This is a genomic window from Microbacterium sp. NPDC056569 (assembly GCF_042793475.1).
In the GTDB taxonomy this organism is placed as follows: domain Bacteria; phylum Actinomycetota; class Actinomycetes; order Actinomycetales; family Microbacteriaceae; genus Microbacterium.
In genome coordinates this window covers 246,819-271,151 of sequence record NZ_JBHTUV010000005.1, presented here as the reverse complement: position 1 = coordinate 271,151, position 24,333 = coordinate 246,819, and the positions used below count along the sequence as shown (strand labels likewise).

Annotated in this window: 20 protein-coding genes, 1 tRNA gene and 1 other RNA gene; 13 read left to right on the top strand and 9 right to left on the bottom strand. The window is 70.5% G+C overall.

The features are described 5' to 3' along the window. Window positions 1-28: 28 nt before the first annotated feature. On the bottom strand, window positions 29-1,360 hold the full coding sequence (locus ACFQ7C_RS08525; protein ID WP_378899116.1) for a hypothetical protein: 1,332 nt from the start codon (window positions 1,358-1,360) through the stop codon (window positions 29-31). Between the two features lie 124 nt (window positions 1,361-1,484). Between ACFQ7C_RS08525 and ACFQ7C_RS08520 the strand changes: the two genes are divergently transcribed. Continuing rightward, window positions 1,485-2,195: a DUF4191 domain-containing protein gene (locus tag ACFQ7C_RS08520; protein ID WP_378899114.1), complete on the top strand. Its 711-nt coding sequence runs from the start codon at window positions 1,485-1,487 to the stop codon at window positions 2,193-2,195. Window positions 2,196-2,254: 59 nt separating this feature from the next. Here ACFQ7C_RS08520 and ACFQ7C_RS08515 read toward each other — a convergent pair whose 3' ends face one another. Continuing rightward, the gene (locus ACFQ7C_RS08515; RefSeq protein ID WP_378899112.1) at window positions 2,255-2,647 is read right to left on the bottom strand and encodes an RDD family protein; all 393 of its coding nucleotides are present in this window, start codon (window positions 2,645-2,647) and stop codon (window positions 2,255-2,257) included. Window positions 2,648-2,779: 132 nt separating this feature from the next. Here ACFQ7C_RS08515 and glnA (ACFQ7C_RS08510) point away from each other — a divergent pair, with 132 nt between their 5' ends. The 4 genes from glnA (ACFQ7C_RS08510) to ACFQ7C_RS08495 all read left to right on the top strand — a co-directional run bounded on the left by glnA (ACFQ7C_RS08510) (window position 2,780) and on the right by ACFQ7C_RS08495 (window position 6,275). Beyond that, entirely contained in the window at window positions 2,780-4,204 is a 1,425-nt protein-coding gene (gene glnA / locus ACFQ7C_RS08510) for a type I glutamate--ammonia ligase (RefSeq protein WP_378899110.1), read from the top strand. A 119-nt stretch (window positions 4,205-4,323) separates the two neighbouring features. Beyond that, window positions 4,324-4,785: a helix-turn-helix domain-containing protein gene (locus tag ACFQ7C_RS08505; RefSeq protein WP_378899108.1), complete on the top strand. Its 462-nt coding sequence runs from the start codon at window positions 4,324-4,326 to the stop codon at window positions 4,783-4,785. Next, window positions 4,785-5,387, top strand: a complete 603-nt coding sequence (locus ACFQ7C_RS08500) for an IS3 family transposase (RefSeq protein WP_378899106.1) — start codon at window positions 4,785-4,787, stop codon at window positions 5,385-5,387. Before ACFQ7C_RS08505 ends, ACFQ7C_RS08500 begins: the two co-directional genes overlap by 1 nt. A gap of 144 nt (window positions 5,388-5,531) precedes the next feature. After that, on the top strand, window positions 5,532-6,275 hold the full coding sequence (locus ACFQ7C_RS08495) for a peptidase M23 (protein ID WP_378899104.1): 744 nt from the start codon (window positions 5,532-5,534) through the stop codon (window positions 6,273-6,275). A 58-nt stretch (window positions 6,276-6,333) separates the two neighbouring features. Here ACFQ7C_RS08495 and ACFQ7C_RS08490 read toward each other — a convergent pair whose 3' ends face one another. Genes ACFQ7C_RS08490 through ACFQ7C_RS08480 form a run of 3 tightly spaced genes read right to left on the bottom strand, consistent with a single transcriptional unit; the run spans window position 6,334 to window position 10,974 of the window. Continuing rightward, on the bottom strand, window positions 6,334-9,336 hold the full coding sequence (locus tag ACFQ7C_RS08490; RefSeq protein ID WP_378899102.1) for a bifunctional [glutamine synthetase] adenylyltransferase/[glutamine synthetase]-adenylyl-L-tyrosine phosphorylase: 3,003 nt from the start codon (window positions 9,334-9,336) through the stop codon (window positions 6,334-6,336). Window positions 9,337-9,349: 13 nt separating this feature from the next. Continuing rightward, a complete protein-coding gene (glnA, locus tag ACFQ7C_RS08485) occupies window positions 9,350-10,687 on the bottom strand; it encodes a type I glutamate--ammonia ligase (RefSeq protein ID WP_159844124.1) in 1,338 nt (445 codons plus the stop codon). 59 nt (window positions 10,688-10,746) lie between these two features. After that, window positions 10,747-10,974: an SPOR domain-containing protein gene (locus ACFQ7C_RS08480; protein ID WP_378899100.1), complete on the bottom strand. Its 228-nt coding sequence runs from the start codon at window positions 10,972-10,974 to the stop codon at window positions 10,747-10,749. Between the two features lie 98 nt (window positions 10,975-11,072). Between ACFQ7C_RS08480 and ppgK the strand changes: the two genes are divergently transcribed. Beyond that, window positions 11,073-11,837: a polyphosphate--glucose phosphotransferase gene (gene ppgK, locus ACFQ7C_RS08475; protein WP_378899097.1), complete on the top strand. Its 765-nt coding sequence runs from the start codon at window positions 11,073-11,075 to the stop codon at window positions 11,835-11,837. 42 nt (window positions 11,838-11,879) lie between these two features. Here the strand turns inward: ppgK and rnpB are convergent. The 3 genes from rnpB to ACFQ7C_RS08460 all read right to left on the bottom strand — a co-directional run bounded on the left by rnpB (window position 11,880) and on the right by ACFQ7C_RS08460 (window position 14,778). Next, window positions 11,880-12,247, bottom strand: an RNA gene (rnpB, locus tag ACFQ7C_RS08470) — RNase P RNA component class A. 47 nt (window positions 12,248-12,294) lie between these two features. Beyond that, window positions 12,295-14,019 (bottom strand): bifunctional 3'-5' exonuclease/DNA polymerase, encoded by a 1,725-nt coding sequence (locus ACFQ7C_RS08465; RefSeq protein WP_378899095.1) that lies wholly within the window; start codon window positions 14,017-14,019, stop codon window positions 12,295-12,297. A 27-nt stretch (window positions 14,020-14,046) separates the two neighbouring features. Further along, entirely contained in the window at window positions 14,047-14,778 is a 732-nt protein-coding gene (locus ACFQ7C_RS08460; RefSeq protein WP_378899093.1) for a zinc ribbon domain-containing protein, read from the bottom strand. Between the two features lie 89 nt (window positions 14,779-14,867). On the opposite strand from ACFQ7C_RS08460, the gene ACFQ7C_RS08455 reads away from it, so the two are divergent. After that, on the top strand, window positions 14,868-16,403 hold the full coding sequence (locus ACFQ7C_RS08455) for an amino acid permease (RefSeq protein ID WP_378899091.1): 1,536 nt from the start codon (window positions 14,868-14,870) through the stop codon (window positions 16,401-16,403). A 10-nt stretch (window positions 16,404-16,413) separates the two neighbouring features. Here the strand turns inward: ACFQ7C_RS08455 and ACFQ7C_RS08450 are convergent. After that, window positions 16,414-16,486 (bottom strand) — tRNA-Val (locus ACFQ7C_RS08450). Between the two features lie 142 nt (window positions 16,487-16,628). Here ACFQ7C_RS08450 and aceE point away from each other — a divergent pair. The 6 genes from aceE to ACFQ7C_RS08420 all read left to right on the top strand — a co-directional run bounded on the left by aceE (window position 16,629) and on the right by ACFQ7C_RS08420 (window position 24,233). Beyond that, window positions 16,629-19,358, top strand: a complete 2,730-nt coding sequence (gene aceE, locus ACFQ7C_RS08445) for a pyruvate dehydrogenase (acetyl-transferring), homodimeric type (RefSeq protein ID WP_378899089.1) — start codon at window positions 16,629-16,631, stop codon at window positions 19,356-19,358. A 7-nt stretch (window positions 19,359-19,365) separates the two neighbouring features. Next, a complete protein-coding gene (locus ACFQ7C_RS08440; RefSeq protein ID WP_378899087.1) occupies window positions 19,366-20,583 on the top strand; it encodes a PucR family transcriptional regulator in 1,218 nt (405 codons plus the stop codon). 101 nt (window positions 20,584-20,684) lie between these two features. After that, on the top strand, window positions 20,685-21,596 hold the full coding sequence (locus ACFQ7C_RS08435) for an ACP S-malonyltransferase (protein WP_378899085.1): 912 nt from the start codon (window positions 20,685-20,687) through the stop codon (window positions 21,594-21,596). A gap of 14 nt (window positions 21,597-21,610) precedes the next feature. Continuing rightward, window positions 21,611-22,612, top strand: a complete 1,002-nt coding sequence (locus ACFQ7C_RS08430; RefSeq protein WP_378899083.1) for a beta-ketoacyl-ACP synthase III — start codon at window positions 21,611-21,613, stop codon at window positions 22,610-22,612. A 74-nt stretch (window positions 22,613-22,686) separates the two neighbouring features. After that, the gene (locus ACFQ7C_RS08425; RefSeq protein WP_013586517.1) at window positions 22,687-22,935 is read left to right on the top strand and encodes an acyl carrier protein; all 249 of its coding nucleotides are present in this window, start codon (window positions 22,687-22,689) and stop codon (window positions 22,933-22,935) included. A 59-nt stretch (window positions 22,936-22,994) separates the two neighbouring features. Next, window positions 22,995-24,233: a beta-ketoacyl-[acyl-carrier-protein] synthase family protein gene (locus ACFQ7C_RS08420; protein WP_378899081.1), complete on the top strand. Its 1,239-nt coding sequence runs from the start codon at window positions 22,995-22,997 to the stop codon at window positions 24,231-24,233. Window positions 24,234-24,333: the final 100 nt, after the last annotated feature.

Here is a 24,333-nt window from a genome sequence, read left to right as displayed (position 1 = left end):
GGCATCTGAGCCGGCGGGGGTTCCGGTGCTACGGCTGCGGCGCGACGTCGGTGACGTCGCGCAGCAGCCATTTCCGGTCTCGGCGCAGGATCACCACGATCTGCGACGACATCGCGGCATCGGTCGCGTCGACTCTCAGCACCGCGATGTCGCCGAAGTCGTCGAGCAGCGTGACGGTCCGTTCGGACGCCGGAAGATCGATCGCGCCCGGCGGCAGGGGCGCGGCGTCGACGGACACGGCGGAGAGGCAGCCGCCGTCACCGGCGCACGCGAGCCGTGCGTCCAGCAGGTCGCCTGCGGCGACGGCGAGGTCGACAGCTCCGCCGGCGGGCGCGGCGCTCGCGCCAGCATCGGTTGCGTCCGCCGGTGGGGCGATCTCGGCACCGGGAGGAGCGGATGCCCCGGGCTCGGCCTCGGGCGCCGGCGAAGCGGTCGTCCCGTCGTCGGTGGCGATACCGCTCGCTGTCGGCCAGAGCGCCCCTCCGGCGAGGACCGCGACGGCGACGGCCCCGCCGACGAGCCACGGCGCTCGACGCGGGCCCGCCTGAGGCGTGTTCCGCGTGCGCCGAAGCCGTCGCCACACCGCCGTCGTCGCCCGCGAGACGGTGTCGGCGAGATCGTCGTCCACTCCGGCGATGAGCGTCTGCCACAGCGCCCGGGGCGCGGGTTCGTGCACCACGTCGGCTGCTCCCCGAGCCTCGTCGTGCGCACGAGGCACGCCCTCGGCAGCGCTCCGAGGGCTGAGGCTGACCGTGCTGAGCGGCTCGGCCTCGGCGATGGCGAACAGCGCCTGCTCGGCGGCCTCGAGCTCGTGGATCGAGACGCGCTCGGCCGTCACCGCCCGCAGTGCGGTCTGCCACGTGCGCTGCGCGCGAGGGGCGACGCTCACCTCCTCGAGGACGGCCGCGGCGCCCTCGAACGCGCGCCGGGCCGAAGCATCCGTCGCCAGCACCGGTCTGCCGGCGTCGTCGAGCCACCACTCCCCCGAGGCGTCCGGATCGCTCGCCAGCTGAGCGCAGCCGCGCAGCACGCTCACCGCGAGCGTGACCGCCTCGCCGGGGCTGAGCGGCATCCGCGCCGCCCGGCGGCGGACGAAGTCCTCGAGTCGCTCGCCGCACACGGGCAGGACCGCATCGTGGCCATCGACGCGTCGCACGATGTCGACGGGCGCGAGCAGGTGACCGTCGGGCGCAGCATCCCATCCGCGCCAATCCGGGCCGAGGACGTCGGTGTCGACCAGCACGCACGCGTCGCCCGCGGCGGTGCGCACCAGGACTCCCGGCCATGGCGCGTCCTCTCGCGCCCGGACGGCGCGGATGGCGCGGTAGGGGCTGCCGAGCGAGCCGCGGTCGGTCGTCATGCCGCCAGTGTGTCGGCGGGTTCCTCGCGTGCACGCCCAACAGCGCGGGACTGTGGATGATTCCCTGTCGCCTGCGCCTGGGGAGGAGCCGAGGGGGAGCCGGCGAAAAGGTAGGCTGGAGGCTATGGCCGCGCGCAGTTCCGCCCCCGAGAAGGGCCCGGGATTCTTCTCCCAGATCCGCACCCTCTACACCTTCACCCAGAAGGAGTTCCGCTGGCTGCCGTTCCTGCTGGTCGGCATGCTGCTCCTCGGCATCGCCGTGGGCGTGGGCATCGGATTCCTGATCCCACCGGTCGCCGTGTGGAGCGTCATCCTCTGGGGCGTCACCGGCCTCATGCTCGGCCTCTTGGCGTCGATGATGACGATGACCCGTCTGTCGACCCGCGCCATGTACAAGAAGATCGACGGGATGCCGGGAGCGACCGGCCACGTCATGTCGACCTCGCTCGGCCGCAAGTGGCAGTCCAGCGAGATGCCGGTGGGGATCAACCCCAAGACGCAGGAGGCCGTCTACCGCGCAATCGGTCGCGGCGGTGTCGTGATCGTCGGCGAGGGCGCCCGCGGCCGTCTCACCCGCCTCGTCAACGACGAGCGCGCGAAGGTGCAGCGCGTCGCCTCGGGCGTCCCGGTGACCGTGCTGTACGTCGGCCACGGCGAGGGCGAGGTCCCCATCGCGAAGCTCGCCTCGACCATCAAGGCGCTGCCCACGAAGGTCGACCGCGCCACCATGGCCGCCGTCATCAAGCGCGTCGACTCGGTCTCGCAGTCGCTCACATCGCTGCCCATCCCGAAGGGCATCGATCCCACGAAGGTCCGCGCGCCGCGCCCGCGCTGAGCCCGCGCGCACGAAGCGAAACCCGGTCCGGCGAAGTCGCCGGGCCGGGTCCTTCCGTCTCAGGAGCGGATGAGCACCGTGCCGGCCGCCTTGTCGTGGAGGCCCCGCTGGTCGGCGTCCCAGATCACGGCCGGGATCGCGAGGACCAGCAGGGCGGTGCGGATCACCGGACGCCACAGTCCCACCCACGCACCGTCCAGACGCACGAGGCGCAGCCCGAAGATGCGATGGCCGGGGCTCCCCTGGAGCGTGGGCAGGAACACGATCTGGATGGCCGCGAAGATCGCGAGGATGGCGAGCGGGTCCCATCCGAAGAACCCCGAGATGAGGTACGCGGCACCGTAATCGAGGAACAGAGCGCCGACGCGGCGGCCCAGACGGCCGATGGATCCGGTGCCCTCACGGGGCAGTCCGAGGCGTTCGCCGGGGTAGTCCTGGGTGCTCTGCGTCACTTCCCCAGCGTACCCAGGTCGCCGTAACATCCCCGAAACACAAGTGATACTGGAGGGCAATGCCCTGCGGGTAGCTTGCCAAAGTGCCCGGCCCGTACGGGCGGATCCGAATGCCCTACCTCTGGAGTCTTCATGTTCAAAGATTCATCCGAGGTGCTGAAGTTCATCAAGGACGAGGACGTCAAGTTCCTCGACATCCGTTTCACGGATCTTCCTGGCGTGCAGCAGCACTTCAACATCCCGGCCTCCACCGTCGACGAAGAGTTCTTCACGGTCGGCCAGCTGTTCGACGGCTCCTCCATCCGGGGCTTCGCGAACATCCACGAATCGGACATGCAGTTGATCCCCGACGTGTCGACGGCGTACCTCGACCCGTTCCGCGAGGCCAAGACCCTCGTCATGGTGTTCGACATCTACAACCCGCGCAACGGCGAGATCTACTCGAAGGACCCGCGTCAGGTCGCCAAGAAGGCCGAGAAGTACCTCGCCTCGACGGGCATCGCCGACACCGCGTTCTTCGCCCCCGAGGCCGAGTTCTACATCTTCGATGACGTCCGCTACGAGGTGAAGCAGAACTCGAGCTTCTACTCGGTCGACTCCGAAGAGGGCGCCTGGAACAGCGGCCGCGCCGAAGAGGGCGGCAACCTCGCCAACAAGACCCCGTACAAGGGCGGCTACTTCCCGGTCTCGCCGGTCGACAAGACGGCCGACCTGCGCGACGACATCAGCCTCCGCCTCATCGAGTCGGGCCTGCACCTCGAGCGTGCGCACCACGAGGTGGGCACCGGCGGCCAGCAGGAGATCAACTACCGCTTCGACACCATGGTGCACGCGGCAGACGACATCCTGAAGTTCAAGTACATCGTCAAGAACGTGGCGAACGAGTGGGGCAAGGTCGCGACCTTCATGCCCAAGCCGCTCTTCGGCGACAACGGCTCGGGCATGCACACGCACCAGTCGCTGTGGCTCGACGGCAAGCCCCTCTTCTACGACGAGAAGGGCTACGCGCAGCTCTCCGACACCGCTCGCTGGTACATCGGCGGCATCCTCGCGCACGCTCCCGCGCTGCTGGCGTTCACCAACCCGACGCTCAACTCGTACAAGCGTCTCGTCAAGGGCTACGAGGCTCCGGTCAACCTGGTGTACTCGGCCGGCAACCGTTCGGCTGCCATCCGCATCCCGATCACGGGCTCCAACCCGAAGGCCAAGCGCATCGAGTTCCGCGCACCCGACGCCTCGGGCAACCCGTACCTCGCCTTCGCCGCGCAGCTCATGGCCGGCCTCGACGGCATCCAGAACCGCATCGAGCCGCACGAGCCGGTCGACAAGGACCTGTACGAGCTTCCCCCCGAGGAGGCGAAGAACATCCCGCAGGTGCCGAACTCGCTGCTCGACTCGCTCGAGGCGCTGCGCGCCGACCACGAGTTCCTGCTCAAGGGCGGCGTGTTCACGCCCGAGCTGATCGAGACGTGGATCGAGTACAAGATCGAGAACGAGATCCAGCCGCTGAACGCGCGTCCGCACCCGTTCGAGTACGAGCTGTACTTCGGCGTCTGACGTTCCAGCACCGCGAAGCGGGCCCCGGAGCGATGAACTGACCCCCGGGAGTTGGACTGAGAATTCAGTTCCGACTCCCGGGGGTCAGTCGTATGCGTACTAACAGTTCGCTCAGTGAGGTGCAGCGCGAAGCGGCAGTAGCGTGGTTCGAGCAGGGTCTCGGGGACAGCGCGGTGGCGTCGCGGTTGAGTGTGTCGCGGTGGGCCGTCAGGGCTCTGTATCGACGCTGGAAGGTTCACGGCGAGAGGGCGTTGACGGAGATGGCGACGAGACCGCGGTACTCGTTCGAGTTCGAACTCGATGTCGTGCAGCGGGTTCTTGCGGGCGAGCCGAAGACGATGGTAGCTACAGAGCTGGCGCTCTCGTCACCGAAGCTGATCGAGACGTGGTTACGCCTGTACCGGGCCGAGGGTGAGGCCGGTCTGCGCGCAAAGCCACCGGGCAGGCCACCCAAGCCCGTGACCGCGCGGACGGGCGAGGAGACCGAGCTGGATCGGCTGCGGCGTGAGAACGAGCGCCTTCGGGCGGAGGTCGCATACCTGGGAAAACTGCGGGCCTTGATGGAGCAGCAACGAAGCTGATGCGCGAACTCGGACTGCGCTGCGAGATCCGCCGCAGACGGCGATACAACTCCTTCAAGGGCGAGGTCGGCACGATCGCCCCGAACCTCCTCGAACGCGACTTCACCGCGACCGCACCGAATCAGAAATGGGTCACCGATGTGACTGAGTTCACCGTCGGCGACCGGAAGGTCTACCTGTCGCCGGTGATGGACCTGTTCGACCGGCAGATCATCGGCTACGCCACTGGCATCTCACCGAACCTGCAGCTGACGAACACGTCGCTGCGGCAAGCCCTGACGACACTGCGTTCCGGCGACGCGCCGATCGTCCACTCCGACCAGGGCTTCCAGTACCAGCACGCGTCCTGGCGGCAGCTGCTCGCCGGCGCGGGCGCGATCCAGTCGATGTCCCGCAAAGCGAACTGCCTCGACAACGCCGTCATCGAGAGCTTCTTCGGCCACCTCAAGGACGAGCTCTACTGCAACACCACATTCCTCACCATCGACGCCCTCACCACGGCGATCGACGAGTACATCACCTGGTTCAACAACGACCGCGGCCATACAACGCTCGAGGGCCTGAGCCCGGTGCAACACCGGACCCAGGCCCTCGCGGCTTAGGCTCCTACTTGGCCAGTCCAACTATCGGGGACCAGTTCAAGACCGGGGCCCGCTTCTGTGTTCGCTGGGAGAGGGGCGCGGCACCTGGCGAGCGGCCTAGGCTGAACGAGCGCGCCCACGCGCCCACCGAGAGAAGTGAAGACCATGCCCGCCCGTACCACCGCGACGACACGACGACGTCGCGCGCACCGGGCGAAGTCCTCGACGCGCGGACGCAGGCGCCAGCAGCGACACGCCCGCCGGCGCGCCCGGCACGTGGGGGTCGCGGCGGCGATCGCCGTCCCGGTGATGCTCTGCGCCGCCCTCCTCGTGGGCGCGGCGCTTCTCGCCGGGAGTTTCCGGATGTCGTGGGCGGACGATATCGCCCTCGGTCCAGCAGATCGTGCGCCTGTCCCGCCGCCGATGGTCGAGTCGGCGGTCGCCGGTTACCGTGTCGAGCAGCTCACGAACGCCTGCACGATCCTCGTGGCCGGCAGGGACCTCGGATTCGACGCGCGGGACCAGACCATCGCCGTGATGACCGCGATGGGCGAATCGTCCCTGCGGAACATCGACTACGGCGACTGGGAGACGAGCGGCGTCACGAACCCCGACGGCTCGCGCACCACGTCGATCGGCCTCTTCCAGCAGCAGGACTCCTGGGGCACGCGCGAAGCCCGCCTCGACCCGTACACCGCGGCCACAGTGTTCTATCGCGCGATGGCCGAACGGGTTCCCGACCGCGCCGAGGTGGAGCCGACCCTCGTCGCCCACCGCACGCAGGTGAACGCCGATCCCTATCACTACGCCCGATATTGGGATCGCGCGGTGCGCGTGGTGGCCGCTGTCACGGGCAGCCCGATGGAGGGCGACCGCATCGACGGCATCCCGCACTGCCCGCCCGCGTGAGCGGCCCCGGCTCGCGGCCGGGGCTCACGCGGTCGGAGGCGCGGCCTGGGTGGCCGTGTCAGCCGTAGAAGAGCTTCTCGAAGACGCGGCGGGAACGGCGCGTGGTGCCGAGATAATCCTCCTCGACCTGCGTGGCCGAGCGCGGCGGGTACTCGAGGAGTCGCCCGATGCCGTCGAGCTTCTTGCGGTCGACGGGCAGCACGTCGCTCGTCTGGCCCGACAGGAGGGTGTTGGCCGAGCGCAGGCGGCTCGCCAGCCGCCACGCTTCAGCGAGTCGGTCGGCGGCGCTGGCGGGGATGAGACCGGCGCTCTCGGCCGCGCGCAGCGCGCCCAGCGTCGAGGTGGTGCGCATGTCGGGCACCGCGTGCGCATGCTGCAGCTGCAGCAGCTGCACGAGCCACTCGACGTCGCTGAGCGAACCCGGTCCGAGCTTGAGGTGCCGTGACGGGTCGACGCCCTGCGGCAGCCGCTCGCTCTCGACGCGGGCCTTGATGCGCTTGATCTCGCGAGTGGCGGCGAGGTCGACGGTCGAGGGATACCGCACGCGGTCGGCGAGCTTCATGAAGTCGCCGATCAGCTTCGTGCTGCCCGCCACGCCCCGCGCGCGCAGCAGCGCCTGCGCCTCCCACGACAGCGCCCAGCGCCGGTAGTACTCCTCGTACGCGTCGAGCGATCGGGCGAGCGGGCCGTTGCGGCCCTCCGGGCGCAGATCGGCGTCGAGCTCGAGCGGCACCCGATGGTCCTCCGAATGCGTGCGGAGGGCGGCCACGAGCTTGAGGGCGAGCTCGTGGGCGCGCTGCGGATCGACGCCGTTCGGGCGGTACACGTACATGACGTCGGCGTCCGAGCCGAAGCCGAGCTCCGCCCCGCCGAATCGCCCCATGGCGATGACCGAGAAATCGAGCGCGGCGTCTTCAGGGGGGACCACTTCACGACGCACCGCGCGCAGAGTGGACTGGATCGTCACCTCGGTGATCGTGGTCAGCGCATCCGCGACCTCTTCGATCGTCACGCTGCCGAGGATCGCGCCCATCGCGATGCGCAGCTGCTCGCGCCGCCGGAGCGCCCGCACGGCACGCATCGCGTCGGTGACGGTCTCATGGCGGGTCTGGATGGCGCGGGCCTCCTGCTGCAGCGCGACACCCGATCGAGGGCGCAGCAGCTCGGGGTCGTCGAGCCATGCCGCCGACTCGGGGATCCACTCGATCAGCTCCCCCACGTACCGCGAGCCCGAGAGCACGCGGGAGAGACTCTCCGCAGCACCCGAGGAGTCACGCAGCATGCGCAGGAACCAGTGAGTGTCGCCGAGCCGCTCGCTGAGCCGGCGGAAGGCCAGCAGGCCGTAGTCGGGGTCCACGCCGTCCGCGAACCAGCGGATCATGACGGGCATGAGGTGTCGCTGGATGGTCGCCTTGCGGCTCAGTCCAGTGGTGAGGGCGGCGATGTGGCGCAGCGCGCCGGCGGGGTCGGCGAATCCGATCGCCGCGAGACGGTCGTGCGCCTGCTCGGTCGACAGCACGCGCTCGTCGGCCGGCAGCGCCGCGACCGCCGACAGCAGCGGCCGGTAGAACAAGCGGACGTGGATGTCGCGCACCTCGCGCTTGACCGACTCCCACAGGTCCCAGATCCCCGCGCCGGTGTCGGCGAGCCCGGTCGCGCGCGCGAGGACACGGAGTTCCTCCGGACGCGACGGCATCAGGTGCGTACGCCGCAGCTGGCGCAGCTGCACGCGGTGCTCGAGAAGGCGCAGCACGCGGTAATCGCGGGAGAACGCGGATGCCTCGGCACGGCCGATGTAGCCCTCGGCGACCAGCGCGTCCAGAGCCTCGAGCGTGCCGCGCTGCCGGATGCGGTCATCCGAGAGGCCGTGCACGAGCTGCAGGAGCTGGACGGTGAACTCGATGTCGCGGATGCCGCCCGGGCCGAGCTTGAGCTGATACGGCACGTCGGCGGGTGGGATGTGCTCGGTGACGCGCTCGCGCATGCGCTGCACGCTGTCGACGAAGTTCTCGCGGGCGGCGCTGGTCCAGACCTTGGGCTGGACCGCCTCGATGTACGCCTGCGCGAGCGCCTCGTCGCCCGCGATCGGCCGCGCCTTGAGCAGCGCCTGGAACTCCCAGCTCTTCGCCCACCGGTCGTAGTACGCGAGGTGCGAGTCGAGGGTGCGCACGAGGGCGCCCTGCTTGCCCTCGGGGCGGAGGTTCGCGTCGACCTCCCACAGCGGCGGCTCGATCTCGACGCCGGAGATCCCGCGCATCGTCTGGACCGCCAGCCGCGTCGCGATGTCGACGATGCGGCTCTCACCGAACTCCTCGGCGGCGTCCTCGTCGCCGCCCGCGACGAAGATGACGTCCACGTCGCTGACGTAGTTCAGCTCGCGCGCGCCGGTCTTGCCCATGCCGATGATCGAGAGCTTCGTGCGGGCGACCTGGTCGTGCGGGAACAGCCCCGCGCCGACGGCCCCGCCCGACACGCGGGTGCGCGCGACGGCGAGGGATGCCTCGAGCGCCGCGCCCGCAGCATCCGCGAGCCGAGCCGACACCGCGGCGACCTCGTCTACCGGCGCGGGGCTCAGGAGGTCGTACGCGGCGATGCGGGCGAGCATGCGACGGTAGCGCACGCGCAGCGCGACCCACGCGCTCTCGCCGCCCTCGGCCGCGAAACCGTCCACGGCCCCGATCGACTCGAGCAGCTCCGCGCGCAGCTCGTCGGGCGTGGGCAGCCGCTCCCCCGCGTCGGCGAGCTGGTCGACCTCTGCGGGGTGCCGGAAGAAGAACTCGCCGAAGCCGGTCGATGCGCCGGTCAGCGCCCAGAGGGCGCGCCACGCCGCGGGCTGTTCGCGGGCGCGGCGCACGGGAGCCGCGTCGCGGCGCGCGAGGCGCGCCAGCGCGTGCAGGGCTTCGTCGGGATCCGCGGCGTCGACGGCCCCTTCGAGCAGCGCGTCGCGCGGTGCGTCGATGAGTGCGGCGAGCTCGTCGAGCAGGTCCTCGGCGTCGGCCAGGCGGCTGAAGCCCAGGCGGGCGAGCGGCGTCAGAGAGCCCGGCCGGTCGCTCGCAGACATGCGTCAGCCGGTCTCAGAGCATCTCGAGGTTGCTCTTGAGCTCGAACGGAGTCACCTGCGAGCGGTACTCCTGCCACTCGCGGCGCTTGTTGAGGAGCACGTAGTTGAACACCTGCTCGCCGAGGGTCTCGGCCACCAGCTCGGACTCCTCCATGTACTCCAGCGCGTGGTCGAGGCTCGCGGGCAGAGGGGCGTAGCCGAGCGCCCGGCGCTCAGCATCCGTCAGCGACCACACGTTGTCTTCCGCCTCGGGCGGCAGCTCGTACTCGTTCTCGATGCCCTTGAGACCGGCCGCGAGCATGAGCGCGTACGACAGGTAGGGGTTCGCGGCGGAGTCGAGCGCGCGGTACTCGACGCGCGACGACTGTCCTTTGCTGGGCTTGTACAGCGGCACGCGCACGAGCGCCGAGCGGTTGTTGTGGCCCCAGCAGATGAAGCTGGGCGCCTCGTCGCCGCCCCAGAGCCGCTTGTACGAGTTGACGAACTGGTTCGTCACCGCCGAGATCTCGTTCGCGTGCCGCAGCAGGCCCGCGATGAACTGACGGCCGACCTTCGAGAGCTGATACTGCGCGCCCTCCTCGTAGAACGCGTTGACGTCGCCCTCGAAGAGCGACATGTGCGTGTGCATGCCGCTGCCGGGCTTGCCTGTCATCGGCTTGGGCATGAAGGTCGCGTAGACGCCCTGCTCGATCGCCACCTCTTTGATGACGGTGCGGAACGTCATGATGTTGTCGGCCGTGGTGAGCGCGTCCGCATACCGCAGATCGATCTCGTTCTGGCCGGGGCCGCCCTCGTGGTGGCTGAACTCCACCGAGATGCCGAGGTCCTCCAGCATGCGCACCGAGCGGCGACGGAAGTCGTGGGCGGTGCCGCCGGGGACGTTGTCGAAGTAGCCGGCCGAGTCGACCGGCTCGGGGCCTTCGGTGCCGAAGGACGACGACTTCAGGAGGTAGAACTCGATCTCGGGGTGCGTGTAGAACGTGAACCCCGCATCGGCCGCCTTCGCGAGCGTCCGCTTGAGGACGTGGCGCGGGTCTGCGACCGCGGGCTGCCCGTCCGGCGTCGTGATGTCGCAGAACATGCGCGCGGTCGGGTCGATCTCGCCACGCCAGGGCAGGATCTGGAACGTCGTGGGGTCGGGGTGGGCGAGCAGGTCCGACTCGTACGAGCGCGTGAGACCCTCGATCGCGGAGCCGTCGAAGCCGAGGCCCTCGCTGAACGCGCCTTCGACCTCGGCCGGTGCGATGGCCACGGACTTCAGCGTGCCGATCACGTCTGTGAACCACAGCCGTACGAACTTCACGCCTCGTTCTTCGATGGTCCTCAGAACGAAGTCACGCTGCTTGTCCATCGCGTCCTCTCCGGTGCCGGATCGCCCGAGGTGTGTCTACGACCGCGGTGAAAGCCAGACTACTGGTCGCCGCCACCCTCGCCCGACACGGTGTCGGCGCCCCACGAGTCCTCGCGGGCCTCCTCGGCGGCCCACGCGCGCGAGCGCTCCTTGATGACCTCCGGGGCCTTGGCGGCCTCCTCGGGGGTGTCGAAGGGGCCGGCGCGGTCGGGTGCGGGCGATTCGAAGCCCTTCTCGACCTCTCCGGTCTTGAGGTTGTACCAGTACTTCTCGCTGCCGCTCGTCATGGTGCACGCTCCTCGGATCGCACGGCGGGTCGCCGTCAGCACGATCCTAGTGACGCGCGGCTCGTGGGCGACCGGGCCGGCGTCGATAGGCTGTCGACATGGCATCTGACGCGGCACGCGCCGTCGGCGTGGACATCGGCGGCACCGGGATCAAGGCGGGGATCGTCGATCTCGACCGGGGGGAACTCGTCAGCGACCGTGTCAAGGTCGCGACTCCCGCGGGCGCGCACCCGCCGGACGTGCTGGCCGCGGTGACGGAGGTGCTGTCGACCCTGGGCGTCGCCGACGACCCGTCGGTCCCGCTCGGGGTCGCGTTCCCCGCGATCGTCAAGCACGGTCGTACGCTGTCGGCCGCGAACGTGTCGGACCAGTGGATCGACTTCGAAGCCGAGAGGTTCTTCGAGGACGGCCTGGGGCGGGACATCCATTTCGCGAACGACGCCGACGTCGCGGGCGTCGCGGAGATGCGCTACGGCGCCGCGAAGGAGCAGCCTGGGCTGACCATCCTCACCACCCTCGGCACCGGGATCGGCTCGGCGCTGCTGTACGACGGCGTGCTGGTGCCGAACTCGGAGCTCGGTCACGTGCAGCGCGCCCGTCACGGCAAGGACGCCGAGGCATACGCGGCCTACTCGGCGATGGAGCGCCACCATCTCTCGTGGGAGCAGTGGGCGAAGCGCCTGCAGTGGTACTACAGCCACATCGAGTTCCTGTTCAGCCCCGACCTCTTCGTCGTCGGCGGAGGCGTGTCGAAGCACGCCGACAAGTTCCTGCACCTGCTGGATCTCAAGACGCCGATCGTGCCTGCGGTGCACCGCAACAACGCGGGGATCATCGGCGCGGCGGCGCTCGCGCGCGGCTGACCGTCTGCGCCGGGCGCGCAGTGCGAACGCGCGCCGGCGAGGCGAATGGGCCGGCCTGTACGCCGGGTTCTGTCCGGGGGCGTGAGCCCCGTGGACGGTCATCTCTCTCGGCGACACGTTGCCGTGCCGCTCCAGCGGCCTACCCGGGGACTCGGCGGGCCGCGTCGTCATCCCCTGTCTGGCCTTGCTCCGGGCGAGGTTTACCTTGCGGGTCGTGTCACCACGACCCCGGTGGTCTCTTACACCGCCCTTTCACCCTTACCCGGCCGAAGCCGGGCGGTCTGCTCTCTGTGGCACTGTCTCGCGGATCGCTCCGGGTGGGTGTTACCCACCGCCCTGCCCTGCGGAGCCCGGACGTTCCTCGGCGCGCGGCGGCGAACCGCCCGCGACGCGACCGTCCAGCCGACCCATTCGCATCCGCCAGTCTATCGCCGACGGCCATGCGGATGCCGCCGCGTCACTCCTTGAGCGCCGTCTCGGCGATCCGGACGTCCAGCCGGAAGTCGAGGGGGAAGCCGCCGAACAGCAGACGGCCGGCGCCGGCCGCCGCATCCGTGACGGCCTGGGCAGCGGCGTCCGCGTGCTCCTCGGGGGTGTGCACGATGACCTCGTCGTGCAGGAAGAAGGCGAGATGCGGTCGCCGCGCGAACGCCGCGCCGGAGCGCGGCGCGCCGCGATCGGCAGCCACCGCGGGGAGCGCGGCGAGGCGTCCGCGGAGGTCGGCGAGCCAGGCGAGCGCCCACTCGGCCGCGGTGCCCTGCACGACGAAGTTGCGGGTGAACCGGCCGCGATCACGGGCCCAGCGCCTCGCCCGGCTCTCTTCGGCACCGGATGCCTCGGCCTCGGTCGCCCGTGACTGCGCTGCCGACCATTCCGGAGAAGGTGCGGGCGACGTGCGGCCGAGCCACGTGGAGACGACGCCGCCGTCCTCGCCGGTGCGGGCGGCGTCGTCGACGAGACCCATCGCGCGCGGGTACGCGCGCCGCAGGCGCGGCACCAGCCGGCCGGACTCCCCCGTGGTGGCGCCGTACATCGCGCCGAGCATCGCGATCTTCGCCTCCTGCCGGGTGGCGACCGCACCGCTCTCCACGATCCCCGTGTAGAGGTCCCGCCCGCGGGCCGCCGCCGCCAGCGCGGTGTCGCCCGACATCGCGGCGAGCACGCGGGGCTCGAGCTGTGCGACATCGGCCACGACGAGCCGCCAGCCGGGGTCGGCGCGGACGGCCTCCCGCAGTTGGCGAGGGAGCTGCAGCGCACCGCCGCCCGAGGACGCCCAGCGCCCGGTGACGACGCCGCCGGGAACGTAGACCGGGCGGAAGCGGCCGTCGGCGACCCACTCCGACAACCAGGCCCACCCGTTCGCCGACAGCAGCCGCGAGAGCTTCTTGTACTCGAGGAGCGGTTCGATGACCGGGTGCCGCTGCTCGGCGAGCTCCCATCGGCTCGTGGATTCGACCAGCACCCCGACGCGGTGGAGCGACCGCAGCAGCTTCGGCTGCGAGTCGAGGCTCGCCGCAGGATCGCCGAGTGCCGCACGCACCCGCTCCGCCGCCGCCGCGAGCTTCACGGGCTGCGCGCCGCCCGGGCGACGCTCGCCGAGCGTCTCGACGAGGATGCGGTCGTGCACCTCGGCGTCCCACGGGAGCCCGGCCGCCCGCAACTCGGCCGCCACGAGCGCCCCCGCGGATTCGGCGGCCGTCAGCAGCCGCAACCGGCCGGCATCCGCGCTCCCGGCGATCGCCGCGCGCTGCCGGGCGAACTCGGACAGTGCCGAGTCGGCATCTGCCGGCGGGCCGGAGCGGCGGGCGGCGTCGTCGAGCTCGAACAGGGCGGGCGCGGGCTCGTCGCCGTCGACGTGGGGCGCAGCATCCCATTCCCGTGCCCGCCTCACCGCTGCCGACTCGTCGACGAGCGCGGAGTCGCGCAGGATCGCATGGCACAGGCGCAGGTCGTGGCAGCGCGCGACGCGCACGCCGCCGGCGAGCAGCGCGGCGTACCACTGCGGGGTGTCGTGCCACACCCAGCGCGGCGCCCACCGCGTCTCCGCCTCCGAGATCCACGACGTCAGCGCGGGACCGTCGATCTCGTCGCGGCCGACCTCGTCGGCGTTCGCGTCGAGCCGGATGACGGCGGCGCCGCGCCCGGCCCGCCCGAGGACGATCCAGCCCGGGGCGTCAGGCACGCCCGCCGCGGTCTCTGCCGGCTGGTGTCACAGCCCTGATTCGTCGTCGCGCACGAGGATGCAGCCGCACTCGGGGCACGTCACGACGTCGTTCTCGCCGGCCTGGCGCAGCACCTGCAGGTCGGTGCCGGCGAGCACCATGTGGCAGCCCTCGCACGTGCGCCGGCGCAGGAACGCCGCGCCGGCGCTGCGCACCGCGAGGCGGTCGTACAGGCCGAGCAGCTCGGCGGAAACGCCGCCCGCGATGGCCGCGCGGTCACGAGTGGCCGCGTCGAAGGCCGCCGTCGCCTCGGCGACGACGCGCTTGCCCTCCGCGCTCAGCTCTGCGCCCTCGGCATTGGTCGCCGCGATGAGCGCCTCCTGCTCGGCGACGGCGGCGTCGGCGACCTCCAGGCGCTCCATCACGGCGAGCTCCGCGTCCTCGAGGTCGCTCTTGCGGCGCGCGAGAGCCGCCAGTTCGCTCTCGAGACCCTGGGCCTCCTTGGAGTTGGTGGATGCTGCGAGCCGGCCCGCGTCGCGCGCCGCCCGGGCGTCGACCACCGCGACATCGGATTCGATGCGCGACAGCTCCGTGCGCAGGTCGTCGCGCGCGCCGAGACGTGTGCCGAGCTCCTGCGACAGCTCCTGACGCCGGCCCAGCAGCTCCTGCACGCGACCGGCCTGGGGCGGGTTCTTGCGGGCGTGGTCGGCCTGGCGGATGCGGGCGTCGAGCTGGGCGACCTCGACGAGGCGGCGCTGGTCTGCGGGGCTGGCGTTCACGTCACCAACCTACCGTGGGGCATCGACGGCGCGAGCGGCGGAGGCTAGCATTCGACGACCGGCCCTTCCGATGACGAAAGGCGCGAACCATGGGCGTTCTCCGCACCAAGTCCGTCGAGCAGTCGATCGCCGACACCGACGAACCGGAATTCCGACTCAAGAAGTCCCTCACGGCCCTGGACCTCACGGTCTTCGGCATCGGCGTCGTGATCGGCGCCGGCATCTTCACCCTCACCGGCCGCGCTGCGCACGAGGTCGCCGGTCCGGCGATCGTGCTCAGCTTCGTGGTCGCGGCGATCGCCTGCACGCTCGCCGCGCTCTGCTACGCGGAGTTCGCGTCGACCGTGCCGGTGTCGGGGTCGGCGTACACGTTCTCGTACTCCTCGCTCGGCGAGCTGTTCGCGTGGATCATCGGATGGGACCTCATCCTCGAGATGTTCCTAGGGGCGAGCGTGGTTGCGCAGGGGTGGAGCGCCTACCTCGGCACGCTCTTCGACCAGCTCGGGATGCCGATCCCGGCCGAGATCGGCTACGGCGGGACCGTCGACCTCATGGCGATCCTCCTCGTGCTCGTGCTCGGCGGGCTCATGACCTTCGGCATCAAGGAATCACTGCGCGTGAACATGGTGCTCGTCGCCGTGAAGCTCTTCATCGTGCTGTTCGTGATCGTCGCGGGCCTGCTGTTCGTGAACCCCGCGAACTGGTCGCCCTTCGTGCCCGCGCCCGCCCCGCGGGAGACCGCGACGGGGCTCAGCCAGCCGCTGCTGCAGTTCTTCTCGGGCATCGAACCGACCGCCTTCGGCGTCGGCGGCATCTTCGCCGGCGCCGCGCTCGTGTTCTTCGCCTACATCGGATTCGACGTCGTGGCGACCACCGCCGAGGAGACGCGGCGCCCGCAGCGCGATCTGCCGATCGGCATCATCGCGTCGCTGGTGATCTGCACGCTGCTGTACTGCGCCGTCGCCCTCGTGGTCACCGGCATGGTGCCCTACCAGGACCTCGACCCCGCGGCCGCGCTCGCCAACGCCTTCGCCTTCCACGGGGCGACGTGGATGGCGACGCTGATCTCGGCGGGCGCCGTCGCCGGCCTCACGACGGTCGTGCTCACGCTGCTGATCGGCGCGACCCGCATCATCTTCGCGATGTCGCGCGACGCGCTCCTGCCGATCGGTCTCGCCAAGGTGCATCCGCGATTCCGCACGCCCTGGGTCATCTCGATCCTCGTCACGGTCGTCGTCGCCGTCGTCGCGGGATTCACCCCGATCGGCCTGCTCGAAGAGATGGTCAACATCGGCACGCTGTCGGCGTTCGTGCTCGTCTCGATCGGCGTGATCGTGCTGCGGCGCAAGCGCCCGGACCTGCACCGCACCTTCCGCGTGCCGCTCAACCCGTGGCTGCCGGCGCTGTCGGCCGCGATCTGCGTCTACCTGATGCTCAACCTCACGGTCGAGACCTGGCTGCGATTCCTCGTGTGGCTGGTCATCGGATTCGCGATCTACTTCGCCTACTCGCACCGGCACTCGAAGATCGGCCAGCCCGGCTACCAGGAGTTCGCGCTGCCGCATGTCGTCTCGCATGAGCGCGACGGCGACGGGGACGGCGCCGCGCCGGCGGATCGACGCTGAGGAGGCTCGGTGGGCCCTGCCGGGATCGAACCGACGACATCCACGGTGTAAACGTGGCGCTCTACCAGCTGAGCTAAAGGCCCTCGCCGCCAGTCTACGAGGTGCGTCCGGAGCGTCCCGAACTCGCTAGGCTGGCAGTTGGTGCGTTTGTGCAGGGCAGACAACGCCCGCGCCGCTCCGGTAGCGATTACCTGGCACGATCTGCCAGACGACGAAAGGTCTTCTGTGACTGTCAACGATCAGGATCCGTACTCGCAGGAACCCCTCGACAGCGATCCCGATGAGACCTCCGAGTGGCAGGAGTCCCTGCAGCAGCTCGTGCAGGCGAAGGGCCACGGACGTGGCCGCGAGATCATGCTGAGCCTGCTGCAGACCTCCCACGAACTGCAGCTGAACGTCCCGCAGGTTCCCACGACGGACTACATCAACACGATCGCCCCCGAGAACGAGCCCGAGTTCCCGGGCGACGAGGAGCTCGAGCGCCGGTACCGCCGGTGGATCCGCTGGAACGCCGCGATCACCGTCCACCGCGCGCAGCGGCCCGGCATCGGCGTCGGCGGCCACATCTCGACCTACGCGTCGTCGGCCTCGCTGTACGAGGTCGGCTTCAACCACTTCTTCCGCGGCCTGGACGACCCGACCGGCGGCGACCAGATCTTCATCCAGGGCCACGCCTCCCCCGGCATCTACGCCCGGTCCTTCCTCGAGGGACGCCTGAGCTCCCAGCAGCTCGACGGATTCCGCCAGGAGAAGTCGAAGGCGCCGAACGCGCTGCCGTCGTACCCGCACCCGCGACTCATGCCGGACTACTGGCAGTTCCCGACGGTGTCGATGGGACTCGGCCCGATCAACGCCATCTACCAGGCGATGTCGAACAAGTACCTCACCAACCGCGGGATCAAGGACCTCTCCGACTCGCGCGTATGGGCGTTCCTCGGCGACGGCGAGATGGACGAGGTCGAGAGCCGCGGTCAGCTGCAGGTCGCGGCGAACGAGGGCCTCGACAACCTCACGTTCGTCGTCAACTGCAACCTGCAGCGTCTCGACGGCCCGGTGCGCGGCAACGGGAAGATCATCCAGGAGCTCGAGAGCTTCTTCCGCGGCGCCGGCTGGAACGTCATCAAGGTGGTCTGGGGCTCGGGCTGGGACGAGCTGCTCGCGAAGGACACCGACGGCGCTCTCGTTCACCTCATGAACACCACGCCGGACGGCGACTTCCAGACCTATCGCGCGGAGGACGGCGCGTTCATCCGCGAGCACTTCTTCGGGCGCGACGAGCGCACCGCCGCGCTCGTGAAGGACTGGTCGGACGACGACATCTGGGGCAAGCTCCGCCGCGGCGGTCTCGACTACCGCAAGGTCTACGGCGCGTACAAGGCCGCGACCGAGCACAAGGGCCAGCCCACCGTGATCCTCGCCAAGACGATCAAGGGCTACGGTCTCGGGCATCACTTCGAGGGCCGCAACGCGACCCACCAGATGAAGAAGATGACCCTCCAGGACCTCAAGTACTTCCGCGACTCCATGCGGATCCCGGTCTCGGACGCGCAGCTCGAGGAGAACCCCTACCTGCCGCCGTACTACAACCCGGGCTCGAACGACGAGACGATCCAGTACATGCTGGAGCGCCGCCGCGCCCTGGGCGGCTTCCTTCCGGAGCGCCGCACGCACCACGTCGGCCTGCAGCTGCCGGGCGATGACGCGTACGCGCTGCCGAAGAAGGGCTCGGGCACGCAGGAGATCGCCACGACCATGGCGTTCGTCCGTCTGCTCAAGGACCTCCTCCGCGCGAAGGACTTCGGCCACCGCATCGTGCCGATCATCCCCGACGAGGCGCGCACCTTCGGCATGGACGCGTTCTTCCCCTCGGCGAAGATCTACAACCCGCACGGCCAGAACTACACGTCGGTCGACCGCGAGCTGCTCCTCGCCTACAAGGAGAGCCCGCAGGGCCAGATCGTCCACGTGGGCATCAATGAGGCCGGCGCCGTCGCCGCGTTCACGGCGGCGGGCACCTCGTACGCCACGCATGGCGAGCCGCTGATCCCGGTGTACGTCTTCTACTCGATGTTCGGGTTCCAGCGCACCGGCGACGCCCAGTGGGCGGCAGGCGACCAGATGGCGCGCGGCTTCATCATCGGCGCCACCGCCGGACGCACGACGCTGACCGGTGAGGGCCTCCAGCACGCCGACGGCCACTCGCAGCTGCTCGCCGCGACCAACCCGGCGACCGTGTCGTACGACCCGGCCTACGGCTACGAGATCGCGCACATCGTCCGCTCGGGCATCGAGCGCATGTACGGCGGCAACCACCCCGACCCCAACGTCATGTACTACCTCACGGTGTACAACGAGCCGCTCGTGCAGCCGGCCGAGCCCGAGGGCGTGGACGTCGACGGCATCGTACGCGGCATCCACCACATCTCGGCCGCCGAGGGCGAGGGCCCCAAGGCCCAGATCCTCGCGTCGGGCGTCGGCGTGCCGTGGGCGCTCGAGGCTCAGCAGCTCCTGCGTGACGACTGGGGCGTGCAGGCCGATGTCTGGTCGGTCACCTCGTGGAGCGAGCTGCGCCGCGACGGCCTCGCCGCCGACGAGCACAACTTCCTGTACCCGGAGGAGGAGCCGCACACGGCCTACCTCACCGACAAGCTGAAGGACGCCGCCGGCCCCGTGGTCGCGGTGAGCGACTTCATGCACGCGGTGCAGGACCAGATCCGCCCGTGGGTGCCGAACCGCTTCGCGACGCTCGGTGCGGACGGCTTCGGCTTCTCCGACACGCGCGCGGCGGCCCGTCGCTTCTTCAAGATCGACGGCCCGTCGGTCGTCGTCCGGACGCTCCAGGCGCTGGCCGAGGAGGGTGCCGTCGACCGCAGCCTCGCCGCACAGGCCATCCAGAAGTACCGCCTGCACGACGTGACCGCGGGGACGAGCGGGAACGCGGGCGGCGAGAGCTGACCCGCGGATGGGCAAGTCCACCGGGGTGATGGACAAGGTCGAGACGCTCGCCTGGCTGCGACGCATCTCGGGCGACCTCGCGACCGTCACCATCAAGCGCCTCGAGGAGACGCTGCCCTGGTATGCCGAGATGCCGCCGGCCCGACGCTCCGCCGTCGGGCTGGTGGCACAGGCCGGCATCACATCGTTCATCCAGTGGTACGACGACCCGGCCTCCACGCCCTGGATCGCGTCCGACATCTTCGCCGCAGCGCCGCGTGAGCTGCTGCGCAGCGTGAGCCTGCAGCAGACCCTGCAGCTCATCCGGGTCACCGTCGAGGTGACCGAGGAGCGCGTCGCAGGCAAGGGCGAGCACCTCCGCGAGGCCATCCTGCTGTACTCGCGCGAGGTGGCGTTCGCCGCCGCGGACGTCTACGCCCGCGCCGCAGAGGCGCGCGGCCTGTGGGACGCACGCCTCGAGGCGCTCGTCGTGGACTCGATCCTCACGGGCGAGGCGGACGAGGAGCTCCCGAGCCGCATCGCCGCCCTGGGCTGGCACGGCCACGGCGAGGTCGCGGTGCTCGTCGGCACGACTCCCCCGCAGTTCGACGTCGACCAGCTCCGCCGCACCGCGCGCAAGCTCGGCGTCGACGTGCTGATCGGCGTGCAGGGATCCCGGCTCGTCCTCGTCGTCGGACGCGCGGAGCCGTCGGCCGTCGCCGACGAAGCCGTGGCCGACCTCCCGTTCGCCGAGATCGCTCGTCGCCTCGAGCCGGGCTTCGGTGGCGGCTATCTCGTGCTCGGGCCCACGGTTCCCGCGCTCGTGGACGCGAGTCAGAGCGCCCGCGCCGCACTGGCCGGATTCGCTGTCGCACGCGCGTGGCGCCACGCGCCCCGCCCGGTCGAGGCCGACGATCTCCTTCCCGAGCGCGCCCTCGCGGGGGACCCCCTGGCCAAGCTCACACTGGTCGAGCGGATCTACCGCCCGCTGCAGTCGCACAGCGCCGACCTCGTGTCGACGCTCTGGGCGTACCTCGACAACGGCCGCTCCCTCGAGGCCACGGCGCGCGAGCTGTTCGTGCACCCGAACACGGTGCGCTACCGCCTCAAGCGGGTCTCCGAGGTCATCGGCTGGGACGCCACCGGACCCCGCGAGGCCCTGATCCTGCAGACGGCCCTGATCCTCGGATCGATCGGGACGGATGCCTCGCGCCGCCGTCCGCCGCCACGACGCAACCCCGCCTGATCCCCGACGGACTCGACAGTGTGGGCCACGCACAAAGGAGCACGTGATTCTTGTGACGGTGTCGCCAGAACGACCTTTCTGATCCTTGGCAGGATGGAACGGTGAGAATCGCGGTCTTTCCCGGACAGGGCTCCCAGTCCCCCGGCTTCCTGGCTCCCTGGCTCGAATCCGACGGTGCGGCGGATCGCCTCGCTCAGTACTCGGAGTGGTCGGGCGTCGACCTCGTCGCCGCCGGCACGGAATGGGACGCCGACCAGATCCGCGACACCCAGGTGGCGCAGCCGCTCATCGTCGCGGCGAGCCTGCTCTCGTGGAACGCGCTGCCCGACCGTGAGCGCATCGGCGGCGTGGCCGGCCACTCCGTCGGCGAGTTCGCCGCCGCCGCCGCGGCGGGCGTCCTCAGCGAGCAGTCCGCCCTCACGCTCGTCGGCATCCGCGGTCGCGCGATGGCCGAGGCCGCCGCGGCGGCCGAGACCGGCATGAGCGCCGTGATCGGCGGGGACGAGGCATCCGTGCTCGCCCGCCTCGAAGAACTCGGCCTCTCTCCCGCGAACTACAACGGCGGCGGCCAGCTCGTGGTCGCCGGCGCCCTGGACGCATTGCAGGCCCTCGCGGCGGAGCCCGTCGCCGGCACCCGCGTGATCCCGCTGCAGGTCGCCGGTGCGTTCCACACCCGCTACATGGCCCCGGCCGTCGAGACCCTCCGCGCGGCCGCGACCGATCACGACGTCTCCGACCCCGGTGTCACGCTGTGGACGAACCGTGACGGTTCGGCAGTGACGTCGGGCGGTGCCTTCGTCGACCTTCTCGTCGAGCAGGTCGCCTCGCCGGTGCGCTGGGACCTCTGCATGCAGTCCTTCGCCGACAGCGGAGTGTCGGGCATCGTGGAACTGTCCCCCGCGGGCACGCTCGTCGGACTCGCGAAGCGCGCGCTGCGCGGAGTCCCCGCCGTCGCCGTCAAGACGCCCGCCGACCTGGAGGCCGCCGCCGCGCTGGTGGCCGCCGACGCCTGACCGGAGTACCCCGCATGACCCGCACCCTCATCCAGCCCACCGGTGCCGCCCACACGCGCATCTACGCGTTCGGCGCCGCTCGCGGCGAGATCGCCGTGCCGAACGACGACCTCGTCGGCCCGATCGACTCGAGCGACGAGTGGATCCGCCAGCGCACCGGCATCGTCACCCGCACCCGTGCGGTCGCCGAGACGGACGCGATCGATCTCGCGACGGATGCTGCGCGGGAGGCGATCGAGCGCTCCGGCGTCGACCCGTCCCAGGTGGACGCGGTGATCGTCGCCACGATCAGCAACCCGAAGCAGACCCCTTCGGTGTCGGCGATCGTCGCCGATCGGGTCGGCGCCAACCCCGCAGCGGCGTACGACGTGAACGCCGCATGCGCGGGCTTCGCCTACGGCGTCGCGCAGGCCGACGCTCTCATTCGCGCCGGAGCGGCCACCTACGCCGTGGTGATCGGCACCGAGAAGCTCAGCGACATCGTCGACCCCGCCGACCGGAGCATCTCGTTCCTGCTCGGCGACGGCGCGGGCGCCGCCGTCATCGGACCGAGCGACTCCCCCGGCATCGGTCCGACCGTCTGGGGATCCGACGGCTCGAAGTCCGAGGCGGTGGGCATGAACCACACGCTGACCGAGTTCCGCGACGGCGCCGCGCCGTGGCCGACCCTGCGCCAGGAGGGCCCGACGGTCTTCCGCTGGGCGGTCTGGGAGATGGTCAAGGTCGCGCGCCAGGCGCTCGAGGCCGCCGGGGTCGAGGCATCCGATCTCGCCGCCTTCGTTCCCCACCAGGCGAACATGCGCATCATCGACGAGTTCGCCAAGCAGCTGGGTCTTCCCGACACCGTCCTGGTCGGCCGCGACATCGAGACCACCGGGAACACCTCGGCGGCCTCCATCCCGCTCGCCACCCACCGCCTGCTCGAGGAGCACCCCGAGCTCAGCGGCGGCCTCGCGCTCCAGATCGGCTTCGGCGCCGGACTGGTTTTCGGCGCGCAGGTGGTCGTCCTTCCCTGACGCGGCGAACCGCGACCCTAGACTGATTCCCGGCCCGCTCGGGCACGCCTACCCCTAACAAACAGGAGAATCCCATGGCATTCACCAACGACGAGGTCCTCGCGGGACTCGCGGAGCTCATCACCGACGAGACCGGTATCTCGGCCGACGAGGTCGCGCTCGAGAAGTCGTTCACCGACGACCTCGACATCGACTCGATCTCGATGATGACGATCGTCGTCAACGCCGAGGAGAAGTTCGGCGTCACCATCCCCGACGACGAGGTCAAGAACCTCAAGACCGTCGGCGACGCCGTCACCTTCATCACGTCGAACCAGGCGTAGGACCATCCCGGTGGGGGCCGCGGCCCCCACCGGCCAGCACCACGAGGACTCTGATCTCAATGAGCACACCCCGTATCGTCGTCACCGGCATCGGCGCGTCGACCCCCGTCGGCGGCACCGCCCCCGAGAGCTGGGCGGCGCTCCTCGACGGAGCATCCGGCACGCACAGCCTCCAGCAGGAATGGGTGCAGGAGCACCAGCTCCCGGTGACCTTCGCAGCGGAGGCGCTCGTGCGGCCCGACACCGTGCTGGAGCGTCCGGTCGCCAACCGTCTCGACCCGTCGGCGCAGTTCGCGCTCGTGGCGGCGTTCGAGGCGTGGGAGGACGCGGGCAAGCCCGAGGTCGAGCCCGAGCGGTTCGCGGTCGACTTCGCCACGGGCATCGGCGGACTCCAGACGACGCTCGCCGGCTGGGACACGCTCAAGACCAAGGGACCCCGCCGGGTCATGCCGATGAGCGTCCCGATGCTCATGCCGAACGCTCCTGCGGCGGCCGTCTCGATGCACCTGAACGCCCGTGCCTACGCGCGCACGGTCGCCTCCGCGTGCGCATCGAGCACCGAGTCGCTCGTCAACGCCTTCGAGAGCCTTCGCGCGGGTCGCGCCGACGTCATCATCGCGGGTGGCGCCGAGGCGGTCATCCACCCGCTCACGATCGCCGCGTTCGCCGCGATGCAGGCGCTGTCCAAGCGCAACGACTCCCCCGAGACCGCGTCGCGACCGTACAGCGTCGATCGCGACGGGTTCGTCATGGGCGAAGGCGCCGCTGCCCTGGTGCTCGAGACCGAGGAGCACGCGAAGGCGCGCGGGGCCAAGATCTACGGCGAGGTCGTCGGCGGGGGCGTGACGGCAGACTCCTACCACATCACCGCCCCCGAGCCCGAAGGGCTCGGCGCTTCGCGCGCCGTGCGCCTCGCTCTCGAGCAGGCAGGTGCGACTCCCGACGAGGTCACGCACATCAACGCTCACGCGACCTCGACGCCGACGGGCGACATCGCCGAGTACAAGGCGCTGCTCAGCGTCTTCGGAGACCGCGTCCACGAGATCCCGGTCTCGGCGACGAAGGGCGCCACCGGCCACCTGCTGGGCGGCACCGGCGCGCTCGAGGCGATCTTCACGCTGCTGGCGCTCAAGGAGCGTCAGGCGCCGCCGACCATCAACGTCACCACTCAGGACCCCGACATCCCGTTGCGCATCTCGGCGTCGCCGATCGCCCTCGGCGCCGGCGACCAGCTCGCGATCAGCAACTCGTTCGGCTTCGGCGGCCACAACGCCGTCGTCGCCTTCCGCTCGGTCTGACGCCACGCGACGCGAAGACGCCCCCGGGTGATAGCCGACCGGGGGCGTCTGTCGTGTCAGGCGGCGGTTCGCGGTCCCAGGGCCCGGGATTCACGGCCTC